At 66.1% G+C, this 20,370-nt stretch carries 18 protein-coding genes; 12 read left to right on the plus strand and 6 right to left on the minus strand.

Translation table 11 applies throughout. The features are described 5' to 3' along the window. Positions 1–34: 34 nt before the first annotated feature. Entirely contained in the window at positions 35–511 is a 477-nt protein-coding gene (gene bfrB / locus B7D75_RS07480; protein ID WP_003092078.1) for a bacterioferritin BfrB, read from the minus strand. A 208-nt stretch (positions 512–719) separates the two neighbouring features. Further along, on the minus strand, positions 720–941 hold the full coding sequence (locus tag B7D75_RS07485; RefSeq protein ID WP_003092075.1) for a bacterioferritin-associated ferredoxin: 222 nt from the start codon (positions 939–941) through the stop codon (positions 720–722). Between the two features lie 259 nt (positions 942–1,200). Between B7D75_RS07485 and B7D75_RS07490 the strand changes: the two genes are divergently transcribed. Further along, the gene (locus B7D75_RS07490) at positions 1,201–1,803 is read left to right on the plus strand and encodes a peroxiredoxin (protein ID WP_003092073.1); all 603 of its coding nucleotides are present in this window, start codon (positions 1,201–1,203) and stop codon (positions 1,801–1,803) included. Positions 1,804–1,974: 171 nt separating this feature from the next. Here the strand turns inward: B7D75_RS07490 and rnt are convergent, their stop codons facing one another. Together rnt and pyrC are read right to left on the minus strand one after the other, a co-directional pair. Next, entirely contained in the window at positions 1,975–2,649 is a 675-nt protein-coding gene (gene rnt / locus B7D75_RS07495) for a ribonuclease T (protein ID WP_003155625.1), read from the minus strand. Next, entirely contained in the window at positions 2,646–3,692 is a 1,047-nt protein-coding gene (pyrC, locus tag B7D75_RS07500; protein ID WP_107113883.1) for a dihydroorotase, read from the minus strand. The genes rnt and pyrC overlap by 4 nt, the downstream gene beginning before the upstream one ends. A 131-nt stretch (positions 3,693–3,823) precedes the next feature. On the opposite strand from pyrC, the gene motY reads away from it, so the two are divergent. Next, the gene (gene motY / locus B7D75_RS07505) at positions 3,824–4,789 is read left to right on the plus strand and encodes a flagellar protein MotY (RefSeq protein ID WP_012074781.1); all 966 of its coding nucleotides are present in this window, start codon (positions 3,824–3,826) and stop codon (positions 4,787–4,789) included. Between the two features lie 117 nt (positions 4,790–4,906). Further along, positions 4,907–6,124 (plus strand): argininosuccinate synthase, encoded by a 1,218-nt coding sequence (locus B7D75_RS07510; protein ID WP_012074782.1) that lies wholly within the window; start codon positions 4,907–4,909, stop codon positions 6,122–6,124. A gap of 126 nt (positions 6,125–6,250) precedes the next feature. Here the strand turns inward: B7D75_RS07510 and gloA are convergent, their stop codons facing one another. Beyond that, entirely contained in the window at positions 6,251–6,637 is a 387-nt protein-coding gene (gloA, locus tag B7D75_RS07515) for a lactoylglutathione lyase (RefSeq protein WP_034082641.1), read from the minus strand. A 302-nt stretch (positions 6,638–6,939) separates the two neighbouring features. Between gloA and B7D75_RS07520 the strand changes: the two genes are divergently transcribed. From B7D75_RS07520 to B7D75_RS07560, 9 genes are all read left to right on the plus strand, one after another. Then, a complete protein-coding gene (locus B7D75_RS07520) occupies positions 6,940–8,097 on the plus strand; it encodes an efflux RND transporter periplasmic adaptor subunit (protein WP_034082626.1) in 1,158 nt (385 codons plus the stop codon). Next, positions 8,094–11,261 carry a multidrug efflux RND transporter permease subunit MexQ gene (mexQ, locus tag B7D75_RS07525; protein ID WP_107113884.1) on the plus strand — a complete coding sequence of 1,056 codons (3,168 nt, stop codon included), beginning with the start codon at positions 8,094–8,096 and terminating at the stop codon, positions 11,259–11,261. The genes B7D75_RS07520 and mexQ overlap by 4 nt, the downstream gene beginning before the upstream one ends. Continuing rightward, positions 11,258–12,745, plus strand: a complete 1,488-nt coding sequence (locus B7D75_RS07530; RefSeq protein WP_043102492.1) for an efflux transporter outer membrane subunit — start codon at positions 11,258–11,260, stop codon at positions 12,743–12,745. The genes mexQ and B7D75_RS07530 overlap by 4 nt, the downstream gene beginning before the upstream one ends. Before the next feature lie 527 nt (positions 12,746–13,272). Next, complete coding sequence (locus B7D75_RS07535; protein ID WP_012074787.1) at positions 13,273–13,482, plus strand: heavy-metal-associated domain-containing protein; 210 nt, start codon at positions 13,273–13,275, stop codon at positions 13,480–13,482. Between the two features lie 387 nt (positions 13,483–13,869). Next, entirely contained in the window at positions 13,870–14,907 is a 1,038-nt protein-coding gene (locus tag B7D75_RS07540; protein ID WP_003157206.1) for an HOASN domain-containing protein, read from the plus strand. A gap of 33 nt (positions 14,908–14,940) precedes the next feature. Continuing rightward, positions 14,941–15,927, plus strand: coding sequence for an HOASN domain-containing protein (locus B7D75_RS07545; protein ID WP_033996723.1), 987 nt, complete (start codon positions 14,941–14,943; stop codon positions 15,925–15,927). 30 nt (positions 15,928–15,957) lie between these two features. Continuing rightward, a complete protein-coding gene (gene purB, locus B7D75_RS07550) occupies positions 15,958–17,391 on the plus strand; it encodes an adenylosuccinate lyase (RefSeq protein ID WP_107113885.1) in 1,434 nt (477 codons plus the stop codon). After that, on the plus strand, positions 17,391–18,842 hold the full coding sequence (locus tag B7D75_RS07555; protein WP_053816864.1) for a class-II fumarase/aspartase family protein: 1,452 nt from the start codon (positions 17,391–17,393) through the stop codon (positions 18,840–18,842). The genes purB and B7D75_RS07555 overlap by 1 nt, the downstream gene beginning before the upstream one ends. Before the next feature lie 49 nt (positions 18,843–18,891). Continuing rightward, positions 18,892–19,965 (plus strand): class I SAM-dependent methyltransferase, encoded by a 1,074-nt coding sequence (locus B7D75_RS07560; RefSeq protein WP_012074792.1) that lies wholly within the window; start codon positions 18,892–18,894, stop codon positions 19,963–19,965. 138 nt (positions 19,966–20,103) lie between these two features. Here the strand turns inward: B7D75_RS07560 and B7D75_RS07565 are convergent, their stop codons facing one another. Then, on the minus strand, positions 20,104–20,283 hold the full coding sequence (locus tag B7D75_RS07565) for a PA3496 family putative envelope integrity protein (protein ID WP_003157203.1): 180 nt from the start codon (positions 20,281–20,283) through the stop codon (positions 20,104–20,106). Positions 20,284–20,370 lie beyond the last annotated feature (87 nt).

Here is a 20,370-nt window from a genome sequence, read left to right on the forward strand (position 1 = left end):
GGGCAGGCCACCGGCGCTTCGTGTCGTTTCCCGCTCAGTCGTCTTCGTGCATGTGCGACTGCAGGTAGTTCTCCAGGCCGACTTTCTGGATCAGGCCCAGCTGGGTTTCCAGGTAGTCGATGTGCTCTTCTTCCGATTCCAGGATGTCCTTCAGCAGGTCGCGGCTGACGTAGTCGTGCACCTGCTCGCAATGCACGATGGCCTCGCGCAGGTCCTTGGTCGCCTTCAGCTCCAGGTTCAGGTCGCACTGCAGCATTTCCTGGGTGTTCTCGCCGATCAGCAGCTTGCCGAGGTCCTGCAGGTTGGGCAGGCCTTCGAGGAAGAGGATGCGTTCGATGAGCTTGTCGGCATGCTTCATCTCGTCGATCGACTCGTGGTACTCGTGGGCGCCGAGGCGCTTCAGGCCCCAGTCGTTCCACATGCGCGAGTGGAGGAAGTACTGGTTGATCGCGATCAGCTCGTTGCCGAGGATCTTGTTGAGGTGCTGGATGACTTTCTTGTCGCCTTTCATGCCGAATCCTGCCGTCGTAGTGGGTGTGATCCGCCAAGTTTGGCCGCGACGAAGCCGAGTGTCAAACCTAAGTTATTGAAATATAAGGGAAAAAGAATATGAATACGAATGTTTTCTTTCCGCGTTCTGCCGCTAAGTCATTGAATTGAAGGCATAAAAAAACCGGGCGCCAGGCCCGGTTCTTCTGAAAGAGGGATAAAAATATTTTTCAGGCAGCGACGAATGCCGTAGTCCCGAACGCCGGTACCGGCTGGGCACTCTGCAGGTCGTTGAGGGTTTCGCGTACCACCTGCTTGGCCAGGCATGCGCACTTGCCGCACTGGGTGCCGACGCCGGTGGCCTCACGGACTTCACGATAGCTGCAGCAGCCTTCGTAGATGGCATCGCGGATCTGGTTGTCGGTAACACCTTGGCAGAGGCAGACGTACATGGCGTTCTGGCTACTGGGGCAGTTGAGTTGGAAAAGATACTAATAATAATGAGAATGATTGTCAAAGTTCCTCGGAGCGTTTTACTCGGGTTTTTTTCGGGCCCCGACAAATGGCTTTGTCGGACAAAGACTTAGCGCTGGCCGGGGCGGGGTGTATGATGGTTCGCTCCCAGGGAGCGGCGCCCCTGCCATCGGGGTTTCACGAGAGTCCGGCAGGCTGCGGCGTCGTCCTTCAACCTTCATTTCAAGGAGACATGGAATGAGCGTACTCGTAGGTAAGAAAGCGCCTGACTTCAACGTTGCCGCGGTGCTGGGCAATGGCGAGATCGTCGAGAGCTTCACCCTGTCCGAAGCCATCAAGGGCAAGTACGGCCTGGTGTTCTTCTACCCGCTGGACTTCACCTTCGTCTGCCCCTCCGAGCTGATCGCCCTGGACCACCGGATTCCCGAGTTCCAGGCGCGCAACGTCGAGGTGATCGGCGTTTCCATCGACTCCCACTTCACCCACAACGCCTGGCGCAACACCCCGGTGGACAAGGGCGGCATCGGCGCCGTCAAGTACACCCTGGCGGCCGACACCAAGCACGAGATCGCCAAGGCCTATGACGTCGAGTCCGACGGCGGCGTGGCCTTCCGTGGCGCGTTCCTGATCGACAAGGAAGGCGTGGTGCGCTCGCAGATCGTCAACGACCTGCCGCTGGGCCGCAACATGGACGAACTGCTGCGCCTGGTCGATGCCCTGCAGTTCCACGAAGAGCACGGCGAAGTCTGCCCGGCCAACTGGAAGAAGGGCGACAAGGGCATGACCGCATCGCCCGAAGGCGTGGCCAAGTACCTGGCCGAGAACGCCAGCAAGCTGTAAGAAGAGCCTGCTTCGCGCGTTGAACAAAGCCCCGCTTCTGCGGGGCTTTTTCATGGGGTCGCGGGGGCGGCAGCCAGTCCCTGATTACGCGCCTCGTTCCGAAGAAGGGGCATCGCCTGACCGGTCGCATAGGGCGGATAACCGGCGTTATCCGCCGAAGTGGGCCGAGGCTCAGTCGTCGTCATCCATCCAGCCGCCCATTTCCTTCCAGCGGTTGACGATGCCGCAGAACAGCTCGGCGGTCTTCTCGGTGTCGTAGCGCGCCGAGTGCGCCTCGCGGTTGTCGAACTCCATGCCGGCGGCCTGGCAGGCCTTGGCCAGGACCGTCTGGCCGTAGGCGAGGCCGGCCAGGGTGGCGGTGTCGAAGCTGGAGAACGGGTGGAACGGGTTGCGCTTGATCCCGGTACGGGCCACGGCGGCGTTGAGGAAGCCGAGGTCGAAGCTGCTGTTGTGGCCGACCAGGATCGCCCGCTTGCAGCCATTGGCCTTCAGTGCCTTGCGGATGCCGCGGAAGATTTCGGTCAGCGCCTGTTCTTCCTGCACCGCCATGCGCAGTGGGTGGTCGAGCTTGATGCCGGTGAACTCCAGGGCCGCCGGCTCGATGTTGGCGCCTTCGAAGGGCTCGATGCGGAAGAAGTAGGTGTGCTCCGGGAACAGGAAGCCCTTCTCGTCCATGCCGACGGTGGTCGCGGCGATCTCCAGCAACGCGTCGGTGGCCGAGTTGAAGCCGCCGGTCTCGACGTCCACCACCACCGGCAGGTAGCCGCGGAAGCGGCGCGCCATCGGATGGCGCGGGCCGCTGGGGAGGGTGCCGTCGAATTCTTCGTCGAAGTTGTCTTCGCTCATGCCTCGGCCTCCAGCAGTTTCCAGCGCAGTGTCTCGCCGGCGCGCAGCGGTACCACGTCGAAATCGCCGAAGGGCAGGCTGGCGGGCGCCTGCCATTGTTCACGGACCAGGGTGATCCGGTCGGTATTGCGCGGCAGGCCATAGAAGTCCGGGCCATGCAGGCTGGCGAAGCCTTCCAGCTTGTCCAGCGCGTTGCGCTGTTCGAAGGCCTCGGCGTACAGCTCGATGGCGGCGTAGGCGCTGTAGCAGCCGGCGCAGCCGCAGGCGGCTTCCTTGGCGTGGCGGGCGTGCGGCGCCGAGTCGGTGCCGAGGAAGAATTTCGGGTTGCCGCTCACCGCGGCGTCCAGCAGGGCTTCCTGGTGGGTGTTGCGCTTGAGGATCGGCAGGCAATAGAAGTGCGGGCGAATCCCGCCGACCAGCATGTGGTTGCGGTTGTACAGCAGGTGATGGGCGGTGATGGTCGCGCCGACGTTGGCCGGTGCTTCGCGGACGAACTGGGCGGCGTCGCCGGTGGTGATGTGTTCGAAGACCACCTTCAGGGGCGGGAAGCGTTCGACCACCCGGCGCAGGTGCTCGTCGATGAACTGCTTCTCGCGATCGAACACATCGACCTCGGCGCGGGTCACCTCGCCATGCACCAGCAACGGCATGCCGACCTCGGCCATGGCTTCGAGCGCCGCGAAGACGTTGTCGATGCGGGTCACGCCGGAATCCGAGTTGGTGGTGGCGCCGGCCGGATAGAGCTTGGCGGCGTGCACGAAGCCGCTGGCCTTGGCGGTGCGGATTTCCTCGGCGCTGGTACGGTCGGTGAGATACAGCACCATCAGCGGCTCGAAGCGGCTGGCGGCGGGACGGGCGGCGAGGATGCGCTGGCGATAGGCGTCGGCTTCGGCGGCGTTGCGCACCGGCGGCACCAGGTTCGGCATGACGATGGCGCGGCCGAAGGTGCGCGCGGCATCGCCGACGGTATTGACCAGCGCGGCACCGTCACGCAGGTGAATGTGCCAGTCGTCGGGGCGCAGGAGGGTGAGGCGGTCGGACATGGGGCTTCCAGGACGGGATTTCGTGGGGGAAATGCTACCGGAAAAGGGGGGGCGGGGCACTCGCTATCAAGTTTTGTCCGGGCCGTCCGATACATCCTTCGTATTTGGACGCTTTCCCGGAGCCCGCCGTCGTGCAGCCGCGCCTTCTTCTATTGCCTTTCCTGCTCAGCAGCCTGCCGGCGCTGGCGGTGACCTTCCAGACGCGCCTGGACAGCGTCGAATGGAAGGTCGAGGGCGACCAGTTCGAATGCCGCCTGTCGCAGCCGGTGGCGAACTTCGGCGTCGGCGAGTTCGTCCGTCGCGCTGGTGAGCAAGCCACCTTCCGCCTGAAACCGGACGCCCAGTGGCTGGGACGCGGTTCGGCGACCCTGCTCGCCGCCGCTCCGCCGTGGCGGCCGGGGCAGGGCGACATCAACCTCGGCCAGGTCAGCGTCGGCAGCGGCGAGGTGCCGTTCAACAGCAGCCAGCAACAGGCCGGCCGCCTGCTGACCGGCCTGCTCGAAGGACGCAGCCCGCTGGTCCGCCATCGCACCTGGCAGGGCGACCGCCTGGAGGTGCGTCTGCTGCCGGCGCGTTTCGCCGGCGTCTACAACCAGTACCTGGCGTGCACCGCCAAGCTGCTGCCGGTGAACTTCGACCAGGTCAAGCTGGCCCAGGTCGGCTTCCCCGACGGCGGCACCGCGCTGAACGACGTGGCGCGGGCCAAGCTGGACATCATCCTGCAACTGCTCAAGGCCGATCCGAGCATCAACCGCATCGAGCTGGACGGCCACTCCGACAACAGCGGCAACCGCCTGACCAACCGCGATCTGTCGCGCCGCCGCGCGCTGGCGGTGCAGGAGTACCTGAAGGGCAACGGCGTGCCGGAGAGCCAGATCAACGTGCGCTTCTACGGCGAACGCTATCCGCTGGTAGCCAATAACAGCGCCGCCAACCGTGCGCGCAACCGTCGGGTGACCGTGCATCTGGCGCGCGAGGCGGTGGTCGAGCCGGCGCCGGAAACGCCCAGGGCCGAGGACAAGCCGCCGGTGCCGGCGGCAGAACCTGCCGCGCCGAAGGCTCCGGCCGCCTCGCTCCAGGGAAAACCCACGGTTTGAGTCGCGCAGACGATAGAATCTGTCGCTTTTGCGTCTAAAGCTGTCGCCCCTCTGTAATTTCCCCGGCGCCCTGCGTAGAATTGTCGCTTTTCGTGACGACCCCCGTGGAGTGATGGCATGGCGGATGTGAAGAAGGTAGTCCTGGCGTATTCCGGCGGCCTGGATACCTCGGTAATTCTGAAGTGGTTGCAAGATACCTATAACTGCGAAGTGGTGACCTTCACCGCCGACCTCGGCCAGGGCGAGGAAGTCGAACCGGCTCGCGCCAAGGCCCGCGCGATGGGCGTCCGGGAAATCTACATCGACGACCTGCGCGAAGAGTTCGTCCGCGACTTCGTCTACCCGATGTTCCGCGCCAACACCGTCTACGAGGGCGAGTACCTGCTGGGTACTTCCATCGCCCGTCCGCTGATCGCCAAGCGCCTGATCGAGATCGCCAACGAGACCGGCGCCGACGCCATCTCCCACGGCGCCACCGGCAAGGGCAACGACCAGGTCCGCTTCGAGCTGGGCGCCTACGCGCTGAAGCCCGGCGTCAAGGTGATCGCGCCCTGGCGCGAGTGGGACCTGCTGTCCCGCGAGAAGCTGATGGACTATGCCGAGAAGCACGGCATCCCGATCGAGCGCCATGGCAAGAAGAAGTCGCCGTACTCGATGGACGCCAACCTCCTGCATATCTCCTACGAAGGTGGCGTGCTGGAAGATACCTGGACCGAGCACGAAGAAGACATGTGGAAGTGGACCGCTTCCCCGGAAAGCGCGCCGGATGCCCCGACCTACATCGAACTGACCTACCGCAAGGGCGACATCGTCGCCATCGACGGCAAGGAGATGACTCCGGCCCAGGTGCTCACCGAGCTGAACCGGGTCGGCGGGATCAACGGCATCGGCCGCCTGGACATCGTCGAGAACCGTTACGTCGGCATGAAGTCCCGTGGCTGCTACGAGACCCCCGGCGGCACCATCATGCTCAAGGCCCACCGCGCCATCGAGTCGATCACCCTGGACCGCGAAGTGGCCCACCTGAAAGACGAGCTGATGCCCAAGTACGCCAGCCTGATCTACACCGGCTACTGGTGGAGCCCGGAGCGCCTGATGCTGCAGCAGATGATCGACGCCTCGCAGGTCAACGTGAACGGCGTAGTGCGCCTGAAGCTGTACAAGGGCAACGTCGTGGTGGTCGGCCGCAAGTCCGACGACTCGCTGTTCGACGCCAACATCGCGACCTTCGAGGAAGACGGCGGCGCCTACAACCAGGCCGATGCCGCGGGCTTCATCAAGCTCAACGCGCTGCGCATGCGTATCGCCGCGAACAAGGGGCGCTCGCTGTCCTGATCGACGCGCGTCGCCTGCGACCGAACGAAGAACCCCGGCCACGAGCCGGGGTTTTTTCATTCCGGACTGCTGAAAGCGATAGCCGGGGTCTTCGCCTGGGCGGCGACGGCGAGGTCCGGGGAGTGGTCAGGAAGACTTCTGGATCAGCTCGATCTTGTAGCCGTCCGGGTCGGTGACGAAGGCGATGACCGTGGTGCCGTGCTTCATCGGCCCGGCTTCGCGGGTGACCTGGCCGCCGTTGTTGCGGATGTCGTCACAGGCCTGGTAGGCATCGTCGACCTCGATGGCGATATGGCCGTAGCCGCTGCCGATCTCGTAAGCATCGACGCCCCAGTTGTGGGTGAGTTCGATCACCGCCGAATCCGCCTCGCTGCCGTAGCCGACGAAGGCGAGGGTGAACTGGCCGTCGGGGTAGTCGTTTTTCCTGAGCAGGGTCATGCCGAGCACCCGGGTGTAGAAGTCGATCGAGCGATCGATGTTTCCGACCCGGATCATGGTATGGAGAATGCGCATGTTCATTGCCTCGAGCTTCACGGTCAAAGGCTGATTTTACCATGTGGCCGCCAGCCGCAGCCGTCCTCGGGCCGCCTGGCAACCGGACTTCCCAGGCTGGGATGCGATCCTTCCCCCTGCTCACGCGCCCACCTGGCGCCCCTCTGCACGCCTCTCCTTCCACTCCGCAGCTTGAGGAACGGCCGCGCCGCGGTGTCGAGAAAAGAGGGCTTGACCTTGCCAAGGTGTCAAGGTCGATAACCGGCCACGGAAGCTGTTTCGTCCAGCCAGGCCATGTTGATCCAGACCAGGAAGGCACAACAATGAATGTCAGACACATACCCCTGATCGGCGCGACGCTCGGCGTCGCGCTCGCTCTCGCCGGCTGCGGGGAGTCGGCACCCAGCGCTTCGTCGAGCGCCCCGCCGAGCGTTCCCGTCGCCGAGGTGGTGGTTCGGCCGGTGACACCCTACGTCGAGTTCACCGGCTCGCTGACCGCTGTCGAGCAGGTGGAACTGCGGCCGCGCGTTTCCGGCTACATCCAGGACGTCAGCGTGCCGGAAGGCCGCCTGGTAGAGAAGGGCCAGCAACTGTTCTTCATCGACCCGCGCGTGTTCAAGGCCGCGCAGGACGCCGCCAGGGCGCGCCTGCGCGAGGCCGAGGCCGCGGCGTTGCTGGCGCGCACCGAGCACGAGCGGGCCGAGCTGCTGTTCGCGAGGAAGGTCGTCGCCCGTGAACGCCTCGACAATGCCATCGCCACGCGCAACGCCAGCAAGGCGCAGGTCGATGCGGCCCGGGCCGCGCTCGACGCGGCGCAGCTGGACCTCGGCTTCACCCGGGTCACCGCGCCGATCAGCGGGCGCGTCGGGCATATCCAGGTCACCGAGGGCAACTACGTCACCAATGGCGTGACCGCGCTGACCACCATCGTCTCGGTCGACCCGCTCTACGTGTACTTCGACGTCGACGAGCGCACCTACCTGCAGGCGCTGGCTCCGACCCGCGGCAAGGACGGCGGCGAGGCGCCGAAGGTCGACGTGGCGCTGCTGACCGATAGCGGCTATGCGCGACGCAGCCGCCTCGACTTTCTCTCCAACATCGCCGATCGCGGCACCGGCACGGTCAGGGTGCGCGCCGTGGTGGACAACCAGGACGGGCAATTGACCCCGGGGCTGTTCGCCAAGGTCAGGCTGGAGACCGGAAAGCCCCGCGAACAGGTGCTGGTCGCCGACCATTCGATCGGCACCGACCAGGGCCGGCGCTACGTGCTGGTGGTCGGCGAGGGCGACCGCACCCAGTACCGCCCCGTCGAACTGGGGCCGCTGGTCGACGGCCTGCGTGTCGTGCGCCAGGGCCTGCAGCCGGGCGAGCGCATCGTCGTCAAGGGCCTGGTGCGCCCGGACATGCAGATCACCCCGCGCCTGGCGGAAATCGATGGCACGCCGGTGGAGTTGGCGCCGACCGTGGGGGCCGCGCAATGAACTTCCCACGCTTCTTCATCGATCGGCCGATCTTCGCCATCGTGCTCTCGGTATTGATGATGATCGGCGGCATCGTCTCGTTCTTCCAGCTGCCGCTGAGCGAGTACCCGGCGGTGACGCCGCCCACCGTGCAGGTGACCACCGCCTACCCGGGGGCCAACCCCGAGGTCATCGCGGAAACCGTGGCGACCCCGCTGGAGCAGGCGATCACCGGCGTCGAGGGGATGCTCTACATGTCCTCGCAGTCGGCGACCGATGGGCGGCTGATCCTGACCATCACCTTCGACCAGCACGTGGATCCCGACATGGCCCAGATCCAGGTGCAGAACCGCGTCTCGCGGGTGCTCTCGCGCCTGCCCGAGGAGGTGCAGCGGCAGGGGGTGGTGACCCAGAAGACGTCGCCGGACATCCTGATGGTGGTGCACCTGCTGTCGCCGGAAAAGCGCTACGACCCGCTGTACATCTCCAACTATGCCTACCTCCAGGTGCGCGACGAACTGCTGCGCCTGCCAGGCATCAGCGATGTGGTGGTGTGGGGCGCCGGCGAGTACAGCATGCGCCTGTGGCTCGACCCCGACCTGATCGCCGCCCGCGGGTTGACCGCGGGCGAGGTGATCGCCGCGGTGCGCGAGCAGAACGTCCAGGTGGCGGCCGGCTCGGTCGGCCAGGCGCCGGACTCCACCGCGGCCTTCCAGGTGACGGTCAACACCCTCGGGCGATTGACCGACGAGGAGCAGTTCGGCGACATCATCGTCCGCACCGGCGCCGACGGCCAGGTCACGCGCCTGCGCGAAGTCGCGCGGATCGAGATGGGGGGCGACGCCTACGCGCTGCGCAGCCTGCTCGACGGCGAGCCGGCGGTCGCCTTGCAGATCATCCAGAGCCCGGGGGCCAACGCGCTGGACGTGGCCGAAGCGGTGCGCGGCACCGTGGCTCGGCTCGAAGGCAACTTCCCGGCCGGGATCAGCGCGCGGATCGCCTACGACCCGACGGTATTCGTCCGGGCCTCCCTGCAGACGGTGGCCACCACCCTGCTGGAGGCGATCCTGCTGGTGGTGATCGTGGTGGTGGTGTTCCTGCGCAGCTGGCGGGCCTCGCTGATTCCCCTGCTGGCGGTGCCGGTGTCGCTGGTCGGTACCTTCGCCGTCATGCACCTGATGGGCTTCTCGCTGAATACCCTGTCGCTGTTCGGGTTGGTGCTGTCGATCGGTATCGTCGTCGACGACGCGATCGTCGTGGTGGAGAACGTCGAGCGCCATATCGAGAACGGCGAGCCGCCGCTGCAGGCTGCGCGGCGCGCGATGGAAGAGGTGACCGGGCCGATCGTGGCGATCACCTCGGTGCTGGCGGCGGTGTTCATCCCCACCGCCTTCCTCAGTGGCCTGCAGGGCGAGTTCTACCGGCAGTTCGCCCTGACCATCGCCATCTCGACCATTCTCTCGGCGATCAACTCGCTGACCCTCAGCCCGGCGCTGGCCGGCCTGCTGCTGCGTCCGCGCCAGGGTGGGCATGCGGCGTCGCGCCCGGGCCGGCTCGGGGGCTGGCTCCAGGCCCTCGGCCGACCGTTGCGCAATGCGCCCGACGCCTATGGCAATACGGTGCGCCGGGTGGTGCGGGTCAGCGGCCTGGCGCTGCTGGTCTATGGCGGCCTGCTCGGCCTGACCTGGTTCGGTTTCCAGGCGGTGCCGCCGGGCTTCGTGCCGATGCAGGACAAGTACTACCTGGTCGGCATCGCCCAATTGCCGAACGGAGCGGCGCTGGACCGCACCGATGCGGTGGTCAGGCAGATGTCGCGGATCGGCCTGGACGAGCCGGGGGTCGAGAGCGTGGTGGCCTTCCCGGGCCTGTCGGTCAATGGCTTCGTCAACGTGCCGAACGCCGCGGTGATGTTCTTCATGCTCGACCCGTTCGAGGCGCGCACCTCCGACGAACTCAGCGCGGTGGCCATCGCCGGGCGCCTGCAGGCGAAGTTCGCCAGCATTCCCGACGGTTTCCTCGGCGTGTTCCCGCCGCCTCCGGTCCCGGGCCTGGGGACCATCGGCGGCTTCAAGATGCAGGTCGAGGATCGCGCTGGCGCCGGCCTGGAAGCCCTGGCCAAGCACACGCAGGTGCTCATGATGAAGGCCACCGAGTCCGGACAGCTCGGTGGCCTGATGAGCAGCTTCGACATCAACGCCCCGCAGCTCGAGGTGGCGATCGACCGCACCAAGGTGAAGAGCCAGGGTGTGCAGCTGGCCGACGTGTTCGAGGCGCTGCAGGTCTACCTCGGCTCGCTGTACATCAACGACTTCAACCGCTTCGGCCGCACCTACAAGGTCACCGCCCAGGCCGATGCGCCGCACCGCATGCAGGCCGAGGCGATCGGCCGGCTACAGGTGCGCAACGCGGCCGGGGCGATGCTGCCGCTTTCCTCGTTCGTTACCGTCACGCCGGGCTCCGGCCCGGACCGGGTGATCCACTACAACGGTTATCCGTCGGCAGACATCAGTGGCGGCGCGCTCCCGGGCGTCAGTTCCGGACAGGCGGTGGCGCTGATGGAGCGCCTGGCCGGCGAGGTGTTGCCGGAGGGCATGACCTTCGAATGGACCGACCTGACCTACCAGCAGAAGCTGGCGGGCAATAGCGCGCTGTTCATCTTCCCGCTCTGTGTACTGCTGGCCTATCTGATCCTCGCCGCGCAGTACAACAGCTGGCTGTTGCCCCTGGCGGTGCTGCTGATCGTGCCGATGTGCCTGCTCAGCGCGATCGCCGGGGTCTGGCTGGTGGGCGGCGACAACAACGTGTTCGTCCAGATCGGGCTGGTGGTGCTGGTCGGCCTGGCGGCCAAGAACGCCATCCTCATCGTCGAGTTCGCCCGCGCGCTGGAAGCCCAGGGCGCCGCCACGCTGGAGGCGGTGGTCGAGGCGTGTCGCCTGCGCCTGCGGCCGATCCTGATGACCTCGCTGGCCTTCATCGCCGGCGTGGTGCCGCTGGTGATGGCCAGCGGCGCCGGGGCGGAGATGCGCCAGGCGATGGGGGTGGCGGTGTTCGCCGGAATGCTCGGGGTGACGCTGTTCGGCCTGTTCCTGACCCCGGTGTTCTACGTCCTGGTCCGTGCGCTGGCGCTACGCCTGGAGCGGCGTCGCGGCTCCGGCCAGGCTCATCTGCAGGAGAGCGCGTCATGAGCCGGCATTTCCGTCATCCATTGGCGTCCCTGGGCGCTTTTCTCCTGCTGGCCGGGTGCGCCGCGGTGGGGCCCGACTATTCGCCGCCCGCCAGGGCCGTTCCGGCCAGCTTCGGCGCCAGCGTCGCCGGCCTCGACGGCGCTGGCGTGGAGGTCGCCTGGTGGCGCGGGCTCGATGAGCCGGCGCTGGTGGAGCTGATCCAGCGCGCGCTGGCGGCGAACCACGACATCGCCCTGGCCGCCGCGCGCCTGGACGAGGCGAAGGCGTTGCTGCGCGAGAGCCGCCAGGAGTTCCTGCCGCGCGGCGGACCGGCGTTCGACTACCAGAACCGGCGCCGTGGCGAGGTGGAGACGCCGAGCGGAGAGCCGCGCGACATCGAGACCTATCGTGGCGCGCTGGATGCCGCCTGGGAGATCGACCTGTTCGGCCGCGTGCGGCGTTCGGTGGAGGCCGCCGAGGCCCAGGCGGGATCCCGCCAGGCGTTGCTGCGCAACGTGCAGGCGAGTGTCGCCGCCGCCGTGGCCGCGACCTGGTTCGAATTGCGTGGGCTCGAGGCGGAGCTGGCGGTGGTCGAGGACATCCGCCACAACCAGCGCGACAGCCTGGAGATGGTCGAGCGCCTGGTCGGCGCCGGCGCCGCCCACGAGTTCGACCGGCTGCGCGCCGAGGCGCTGCTGCGCAATGTCGAGGCGGCGTTGCCCGACCTCGAACGGCGCCGCGCCGCCAGCCGCAATGCGCTGGCCATCCTGCTCGCCGAGACGCCACAGACGTTCGTCCCGCCACCTGCCGGCGCCTCTCGCGAGACGCTGGCACTGCGTAGCATCGGCGTGGGCGATCCGGCGGGACTGCTGGCCCGCCGCGCCGACATCACCGCGGCCGAGCGCGACCTGGCGGCCGCGACCGCGCGCATCGGCGTCGAGACCGCCGGGTTGTACCCGCAGGTCCAGGTGCAGGGTTCGATCGGGCTGGTGGCCGGCGATCTCGACGCCTTGGACGAGAGCGGCGCGACCTTCAGCCTGCTCAACCCGGTGATCCGCTGGGCGTTGCTCGACCGTGGCCGCGTGCGCGCGCGGATCGCCGCCAGCGAAGCGCGCGCCAGGGAGGCGCTGATCCGTTACGACCAGACGGTGCTGCGCGCCCTGCAGGAAACCGACGACGCCTTCAAGGGCTATGGCGCGGCCGGCGATACGCTGCGCCTGCGCCTGCTCGAGTCGGCAGCCAATCGCGAGGCGGCGCGGCTGGCCCGGGAGCGCTTCGTCCAGGGCGACGGCGAGTACCTGGACGTGCTCGAGGCGGAGCGCTCCGACTATCTCAGCCGGCGTGCGCTGAGCATCGCGCGGACCCGCCAGCGCCTCGCCATCGTCGACATCTACAAGGCGCTGGGCGGCGGCTGGGAAGTCTGCGCGGACCCGCAGCAGCCCTGCCGCGTGGCCGCCGACGGAGTCTCCCCGGAGCGGGAGGGCGCGCAGGCGTCCCGCTCCTGAGTCGTTACCGGGAGAGGCTCCTCTCCCGGTTCTTCAGGAGTTGCGAAGCGGTGGTTTGCCGTGCCGATAGTTTTTCATGTTTCCTTCTTCCCGAGCCGCAAGTTCGGAACTTCTTCCACAGTTTCCAAGGTCTTGGAAAGTTCAAATAGCGAAGTCCGGGGTGTCCGGGGAATGAGTTTGATCGAGAGCGGCGATGTTGCTCTTCTGTTGGATGTACGGCGTCGTTGAATTATCACGCTGGATGTGGCTTGGCTGTTTATCCTTTCCCCTTTCTTCATGTCTTCAGGTTTCATCTGGCGGCCTTGCAAGTATATGCGTCGAGTAGGGCCTTCAGGCGCTCTCGCATATTGTCTGGCTGCTTTGGAAAGTATTGGTCTTTTTCGTTTTCGCTCCGCTCATTTATAGGATGGAGAACTATCCATATAACTATTTTTAAATATGCGTGACCTGAGAATTTTATGAGTTGACCTTGTCACCGTGGCAAGTTTCATAGTGTCCGGGAGTTGTTAACCCAATCGGAGGTAGCGATGTTTTCCCTGCATATTCCCAATATGTCCTGTGGCGGCTGCGCCAGATCCGTCACCCAGGTCCTGCTCAGCGTCGACCCGCAGGCGCGCGTCGAAACCGATCCACCCCGGCGCGAGGCCAGGGTCGAAAGCACGCTGGACAAGCGCGCCTTCCTGGCGGCGCTGAGCGAGGCCGGCTATCCGGAGGGGCATCAGGAAGGTCGGGGCTAGCATCGCCGTGGCAACCCATGGTGGCGGTTGTTCCGTTTGGGTTGTGGTGAAAATGATTTTCATTAAATACCTGCCCGTTATATGCCATCAATGGCGAAAAGCTATTGCGAAAGGCACACTTCGGCCTTTGTAAACAAATATTTCAGAATGCTCGAAGGTGACATTTATGTGAATGCAGAAAAGCGCTGATCGAGAATCCGGAAAGATATGCGCAAGTGCGCCGAGAGGCCTTTGTTCCGGGGTTTCGGGCAGTGTGGAGAGTATTGCGAAGAGGCTCTTTCGGTGAACCGGATCGGTCACCGGAAAGGGCTTTTTCGTTGCTTGACCTTGCCACGGTGGCAAGCTTTACGGTCGCCCCGCACAACAACAAAAACAAGGGTGATCCATATGACTTCCAAGTCGTCACAGCAATGCTGCAGTTCATCTTCCGATATCGCTGCCCGCACCGCGCGGACACTGTCGGATCCCGCCCGCAATGCATCGGCCCTGCTCGCCGAGGCATTGAAACCCGAAGCTTCCCTGGACCAGGTCACGCTCGCGCTGGAGGCTATCCTCGCGGTCACGGCTAAGGGCCTGGATGGCGACGCGGCCGCCTACGCGCAGTACCAGTCCCTGCTCCTGGAACTGCACGTCGCCGGTGATCCACGCACGGAGCCGACCCGCCGCTGGATGGCGAGTCAGGTCTATCGGGTCGAGGATCGCTTCGCGCCCGAGCCGGCCGGTTTCGCCGCCGTCCCGGTGGAGGAGTTCCGCAAGAAGGTCGATGCCGAGATCGAGGCGCGCAGCCGGGTGCGGCATCCCATGTCGGTCCACCTGTTCCAGGGCACGCCGCCGGTCGAGGACGTGCGCTTCTTCCTCGAACACCACTGGACCCGTTCCTACAACTTCTACAGCCTCCTCGCGGAGCTGGCTTTCCGCTTCGAGGATATCGAAGACGCCTCGGTGTTCTATCGCAACCTCTATGGCGAGGCCGGGGCGGAAAACCCGGAGCGTTCGCACCCCGCGCTGCTGTCCCACCTGATGACCTACTTCGACATCCCGCTGCGCATCGACTTCCCGGCGCTGCACCCGTTGGAGAAGGCCTACCTCAACAACCGCATCCGCTGCGTGCGTCACACCGATGTCGCCTGGGGCCTCGCGCTGCTGTACGCGGTCGAGTCGGTGAGCTGCGTCAACCACCGGCGTATCTACGAACTCCTGCAGCGCCTCGGCGTGCCCGAGCAACCCAGCGAGTTCCACCGCCTGCATGGTACCCAGGACGAGATCGACACCGAGGAGATGTGGGCGCTGATCGCCAAGTTCGCGCCGAGCGAAGACTTCCAGCGCAAGTTCATGCAGTCGCTGGCACGTCACTTCGAGATCAACCGCGCGTACTTCGATCTGCTCTGGGAACAGATGCAGGCGCATTCCCTGTCGATGGCCTGAGGCCGGTCCGGAAACAAGAACAAGGAATACAGGATGACTACTCGCAATTTTTCCCTGCATCAATTGCAGAACCTGCACCTCGATGAAGCGCGCATCGTCGCCGATGCGCTGGCGGCCAGCGCCACCGCGCGTCAGGTCGAAAGCGCGGCGAGCGCGCTCGCCGCGCTGACCGAAAAGGCGCTCCAGGGCGACCGCCAGGCCTACGCCGCCTACCAGCAACTGCTCTACATTCTCTCGCTGAGCGACGACGTGCCTACCGCGCTGACCCGGCGCTGGCTGGCCAACGCCATCTATCGCGTGGAAGAGCGCTTCATGCCCGCCGCCGACCTGTCCACGGCATTGTCCGAGGCGGACTTCCAGCAGCGCCTCGAACAGGAGATCGCCGCCCAGTCCCGCGAGCGGCACCCGATGTCGCAGTACGTGTTCTCCGGCTCGGCCTCCCGCGCGCAGCTCCAGGTGTTCCTGCGCCACCAGTGGTTCCGCACCTTCCGCCTGTACCGGGACGCGGCCGACCTGCTGGTCAACCTGACCGACGTCGACGAGGCCGCGGCGCTTGCCCGCTATCTCTACGGCGAACTGGGCGAGGAGGACGAGAAAGGCTCGCACCCGCGCCTGCTGGCCAAGCTGCTCGAGGCCATCGGCCTGGAGGCGGACTTCCAGGCCGTCTCGACGATGCCCGAGGAGATCGCCTACCTGAACAACCGTGCCCGTTCCTTCCGACATCCGGAGGCCGGCTGGGGCCTGGCGGTGTTCTACATCACCGAGCTGGTGGTGCCGGGGAACCACGAGAAGCTCTATCGGGCCCTGCTCCAGGCCGGCCTGAGCGAAGACGCGGCGGAGTACTACAAGATCCATATCAGTCTCGTACCGCCGCGGGCCAAGCGCGAGTGGCAGCTCATCGCCAGGCGGATTCCCGACGTGGCGTTCCAGAATGCGTTCCTGACCTCGCTGGCGCAGCACTTCCGGGTGGAAAGGGCCTACTACGACGCCATCTGGGAAGAAATGCAGCGCGTGAAGTGACCTTCCCCGGGACAAAGCGAGCACTGAAAAATGCCGAGTCATATTACGGAATCCCGTATACACGGGGGCGCCTACTCGTCCCCGGCATTCGCCGCGATCTTCTCCGACGCCAACCAGGTGCAGAAGTGGCTGGATGTCGAGCGGGCCCTGGCGGCGACCCAGGCCGAACTGGGCCTCATACCCCACGAGGCGGCGCAGGAAATCGCCCGGGTCGCCCGGGTGGAGCGCTTCGACCTGGCGGCACTGGGTCGCGAAAGCCTGGAGACCGGGCACCTGCTGGTGCCCACGATCCGGGCGCTGGCCAGGGCCTGCGAGGGTGGCCGGGGGGAGTACGTGCACTATGGCGTGACCACCCAGGACATCCTCGATACCGGCCTGATCCTGCAGGTCAAGGAAGCCTGGGGCCATGCGCTGGGTCTGCTGCATTCGATCCGTGGCCACCTGCTGGCGCTCGCCCTGCGCCACAGGCACACCCCGATGGTGGCGCGGACCCATGGGCAGCAGGCGCTGCCCACGACGTTCGGCTACAAGGTCGCGGTCTGGGTCGATGAGATCGACCGACACCTGGCGCGCTTCGACGAGGCGCGCGAGCGGGTGCTGGTCGGCAACCTCACCGGCGCCGTGGGCACCCTGGCCGCGTTCGGCGCGCAGGGCTTCGAGATCCAGCGGCGGACCCTCGCCAGGCTCGGCCTCGGCGCGCCGCTGACCAGTTGGCACAGCGCCCGCGACCGGGTGCTGGAAGCCGCCTGGTTGCTGGTCCAGGTGTCGCTGACGCTGGGCCGGGTGGCTACCGAGGTCTACCACCTGCAGCGCAGCGAGATCGACGAACTGCGCGAGCCTGCCCGGCACGGGCAGGTGGGCAGCAGCACCATGCCGCACAAGCAGAACCCGTCGACGGTCGACCTGATCAGCGCGCTGTCGCGCCTGGTGCGCTCGCAGATGGTCGCGCTCACCGACGCCGCGTTCCAGCTGCACGAGCGCGACGGCACGACCTGGCGCATCGAGTGGGCGGCGTTGCCGGAGCTGTTCGTCTATGCCGGTGCCTTGCTGACGCGCATGGAGGCGCTGCTGGCCGAAGGTCTGGAGGTCCGCGAGGAACGCATGCGCGCCAACCTCGACCTGCTCGGCGGCCTGATCCTGTCGGAGCGGGTCATGCTCGCCCTGGCCGGACAGTTCGGCAAGCAGAGTGCCCATGAGCTGCTCCACGAGGTGTCCCTGGCGTCCGCGCGACAGGGCGTCCCGTTTCGCGAAGCGCTGCTCGCGCACCCGCGCCTGCGCGGTTGCTTCTCGGCGCAGGCGCTCGAAGCGCTGCTCGATCCGCTCGGTTATGTCGGCCTCGCGGCGGACATGGTCGACCTGGTCGCCGGCAAACCCCACGCCAACGCTTCGGGCGAAGGCCCTGTAGGCATGGCGACTTCCCAAGAAAATCCCAGTCAGTCCCTGTACGTGATGGAGGATAGGTGATGGATGCTGAAACCCTGGAAATGCTTGCCCGTTCCTCGTGCGCCGCGCATCCGCAAGGCTTCGGCGACGCGCCGGAGGAGGGCGGTTGCCAGCACGAACACAGCCACATCGTGGACTCGAAGACCCATGGCGGAGGCTACGCCGGCCCGGTGAGCCGGCGCATCTTCTGCAGTCACTGCCGCCTGCAGCGCTGGCTCGACGTGGAAGCCGCGCTGGCGCTGGCGCAGGCCGACGTCGGCATCATTCCCCGCGAGGCGGCGCTGGAGATCGCCCGCGCCGCCCGGCTGTCGGCGGTCGACCTGCGGCAGATCGCCGAGGGCGTGGCGACCACCGGGCATTCGCTGATGCCGCTGCTTGGCGCCCTGCAGAAGAATTGCGGCGCCAGCGCCCGCGAGTACGTGCACTTCGGTGCCACCACCCAGGACATCCAGGACACCGCCCAGTCCCTGGAGATGCGCGATGTGCTGGATGAGACCGAGCGCGCCCTGGACCGCCTGCTGGAGCGGCTCGCGACGCTGGCCAGCGGCAAGCGCGATGCCCTTATGGTCGCCAGGACCCACTCGATCCCGGCCCTGCCGACCACCTTCGGCCTGAAGGTGGCCGGCTGGATCGACGAGCTGTTGCGCCACCGTGAGCGCCTGGGCGAGGCGCGCAAGCGGATCCTCGTGGTGCAGCTGTTCGGCGGCGTCGGCACCATGGCCGCCTTCGGCGCCGAGGCCATGGCGCTGCTGGAGCGCTTCGCCAGCCGGCTGGCGCTGGATGTGCCGCTCGCCGGCTGGCACGTGTCGCGCGACCGGGTCACCGAGTTCGTCAGTACGCTGGCGATGGTCACCGCCTCCCTGGCGCGGATCGCGGACGAGATCCGCACCCTCAATCGCTGGGAGATCGGCGAGTTGGAGGTGGGCTGGACGCAGCAGCAGATCGGCAGCAGCACCATGCCGCACAAGCGCAATCCGGAAGGCTGCGAGCAGGTCGTGGTGCTCGCGCGGCTGGCCAAGGCGCAGGTCATGCTTGCGCTGGACGCGATGATCCTCGAGCACGAGCGGGACTACCGCGGCACGCGTCTGGAGTGGTGCGCGGTCGCCGACGTGTCGCACTACGCGCTGATGGCGATGTCGCTGCTGGACGACACCATCGGCGGGCTCACCGTCCACGACGAGGCCATGGCGCGCACGGCCGAAGCCTATAGCGATGCGATCTGCACCGAGGCGTTCGTGTTCGAGATGGCCAAGCAGCTGGGCAAGAGCAGCGCCTACGAAATCATCTTCGAGATCACCCAGGCCTGCCAGCGCAAGCGCATCCCGATGCGCCAGGCGCTCGAGTCCGACCCGCGGGTGAGCGCGGTCATGCCGAAGGAAACCCTGGCCAGGCTGTTCGAACCCCGGACCCATCTGGGCATGGCCGGGACGATCGTCGACAACGTGCTGGACCGGGTCGCCAGCCATCACTGAAAAAGCCGCCGCCAGCGGCGGCGGACCTGCACGACAACGGAGAACAAGAATGACGAAGGCTAACGAAATCGAAACCGCGAAGGTCAAGCAGTTTTCCGCGCGGATAATGGAAGACTACGGCAACACCCTGCGCGGCGCGATGCTCTACATCGGCGACCGCCTGGGGCTGTTCAAGACGCTCGCCCATGGCCAGTGGGTGACCCTGGAGGAACTGGCGCAGCAGACCGGCTACACCCCCCGCTACCTGCGCGAATGGCTGGGCAGCATGGTCACCGGCAACTACCTGGCCTACGACCCGCAGACGCGGCGCTACCAGTTGCCGGCCGAGTTCGTCCCGGTGCTCGCCGACGAGGACTCGCCGTACTTCGCCGGCGGGATCATCCAGCTCAGCGTGCCGTTCGTGAGCATGGCGCCGAAGATCATCGAGGCCTTCCGCTGTGGCGGCGGCTGCCCCGAGGAGTCCTTCCCGCTGGAAACCTGGGAAGGCATGGAGCGCATGACCATGCCCTGGTACAAGCACTTCCTGGTGGAACACTGGATTCCCTCGCTGGATGGGGTCAAGGAAAAGCTCCAGGCCGGCGGCAGCGTGCTCGACTTCGGCTGCGGCAGCGGCCTAGCGGCGATCATGATGGCCAAGGCGTTCCCCGAGGCCCAGGTCTACGGCTGCGACTTCCACGGGCCGTCCATCGAGCGCGCGCGGGCCAACGCCGAGGCCGCCGGGGTCGGTGACCGGGTGCGCTTCGAAGTCGCCGATTCGGACGCGCTGGCGGGCAAGAAGTTCGACTTCGTCACCACCTTCGTGGTGATCCACGACGCCACCGATCCGCAGCAGATGATGAAGGACCTGCGCGACTCCACCGCCGAGGACGGTACCTACCTGATGGTGGAACTCAACCTGTCGCAGGAGCTGCACGAGAACATGAACCTGTTCGGCCGCGTGATGTACCCGCAGAGCACGCTGTATTGCATGACCTGCTCGCTGTCGCACGGTGGCGAAGGACTCGGCGCCTTCATGGGCGAGGACCGCGCCCGGCAGATGGCCGAGGCCGCCGGTTTCAGCCGCTTCCGCAAGGTGCCTTCGGAGTGGCCGCCGCTGCCGGCGCTGTTCGAACTGCGACCCTGAGGTCGGATCCCGGGACCGCGCCGGGCGCGTTCCCGGGAGCTTTCTGGGGGAAAGCCTCGCTCCGGCGGCGTTTTCGAACTGGCAGAAAAAACGAAGCCCCGCCAGTTGCGGGGCTTGCTTGCGTGCCGGCGGCAGGGCTCAGAGGTCGAAATCGTAGTCCGACAGCTGGCGCTGCAGGCGGCGCTCTTCCAGCAGGTTGTCGATGATGCGACGCTTGGTCAGGTTGGTCTTGGCCACCTCGACCCCGGTCTCCTCGCCGTCATCCTCTTCAACGCCGGCGTCGTCGTCGATCTCGAGTTCTTCTTTGGCTTTTGCCATGACATTCACTCCAACTTATGGGGTGGTAATGGCGCACCTTATAGCGACAAAGCCGTGACTGGTAAAAAAGATTTTTTCAATCGTAAA

Origin of the sequence: Pseudomonas paraeruginosa (assembly GCF_003025345.2) — a bacterium.
GTDB lineage: Bacteria > Pseudomonadota > Gammaproteobacteria > Pseudomonadales > Pseudomonadaceae > Pseudomonas > Pseudomonas paraeruginosa.

Coding starts and splice junctions, on each gene's coding strand:
- B7D75_RS07555 (WP_053816864.1), top strand. CDS start 17,391: ATGGATGCTGAAACCCTGGAAATGCTTGCCCGTTCCTCGTGCGCCGCG.
- B7D75_RS07535 (WP_012074787.1), top strand. CDS start 13,273: ATGTTTTCCCTGCATATTCCCAATATGTCCTGTGGCGGCTGCGCCAGA.
- B7D75_RS07510 (WP_012074782.1), top strand. CDS start 4,907: ATGGCGGATGTGAAGAAGGTAGTCCTGGCGTATTCCGGCGGCCTGGAT.
- B7D75_RS07565 (WP_003157203.1), bottom strand. CDS start 20,283: ATGGCAAAAGCCAAAGAAGAACTCGAGATCGACGACGACGCCGGCGTT.
- B7D75_RS07545 (WP_033996723.1), top strand. CDS start 14,941: ATGACTACTCGCAATTTTTCCCTGCATCAATTGCAGAACCTGCACCTC.
- B7D75_RS07485 (WP_003092075.1), bottom strand. CDS start 941: ATGTACGTCTGCCTCTGCCAAGGTGTTACCGACAACCAGATCCGCGAT.
- bfrB (WP_003092078.1), bottom strand. CDS start 511: ATGAAAGGCGACAAGAAAGTCATCCAGCACCTCAACAAGATCCTCGGC.
- purB (WP_107113885.1), top strand. CDS start 15,958: ATGCCGAGTCATATTACGGAATCCCGTATACACGGGGGCGCCTACTCG.
- B7D75_RS07560 (WP_012074792.1), top strand. CDS start 18,892: ATGACGAAGGCTAACGAAATCGAAACCGCGAAGGTCAAGCAGTTTTCC.
- pyrC (WP_107113883.1), bottom strand. CDS start 3,692: ATGTCCGACCGCCTCACCCTCCTGCGCCCCGACGACTGGCACATTCAC.
- B7D75_RS07540 (WP_003157206.1), top strand. CDS start 13,870: ATGACTTCCAAGTCGTCACAGCAATGCTGCAGTTCATCTTCCGATATC.
- B7D75_RS07530 (WP_043102492.1), top strand. CDS start 11,258: ATGAGCCGGCATTTCCGTCATCCATTGGCGTCCCTGGGCGCTTTTCTC.
- B7D75_RS07490 (WP_003092073.1), top strand. CDS start 1,201: ATGAGCGTACTCGTAGGTAAGAAAGCGCCTGACTTCAACGTTGCCGCG.
- mexQ (WP_107113884.1), top strand. CDS start 8,094: ATGAACTTCCCACGCTTCTTCATCGATCGGCCGATCTTCGCCATCGTG.
- gloA (WP_034082641.1), bottom strand. CDS start 6,637: ATGCGCATTCTCCATACCATGATCCGGGTCGGAAACATCGATCGCTCG.
- rnt (WP_003155625.1), bottom strand. CDS start 2,649: ATGAGCGAAGACAACTTCGACGAAGAATTCGACGGCACCCTCCCCAGC.
- B7D75_RS07520 (WP_034082626.1), top strand. CDS start 6,940: ATGAATGTCAGACACATACCCCTGATCGGCGCGACGCTCGGCGTCGCG.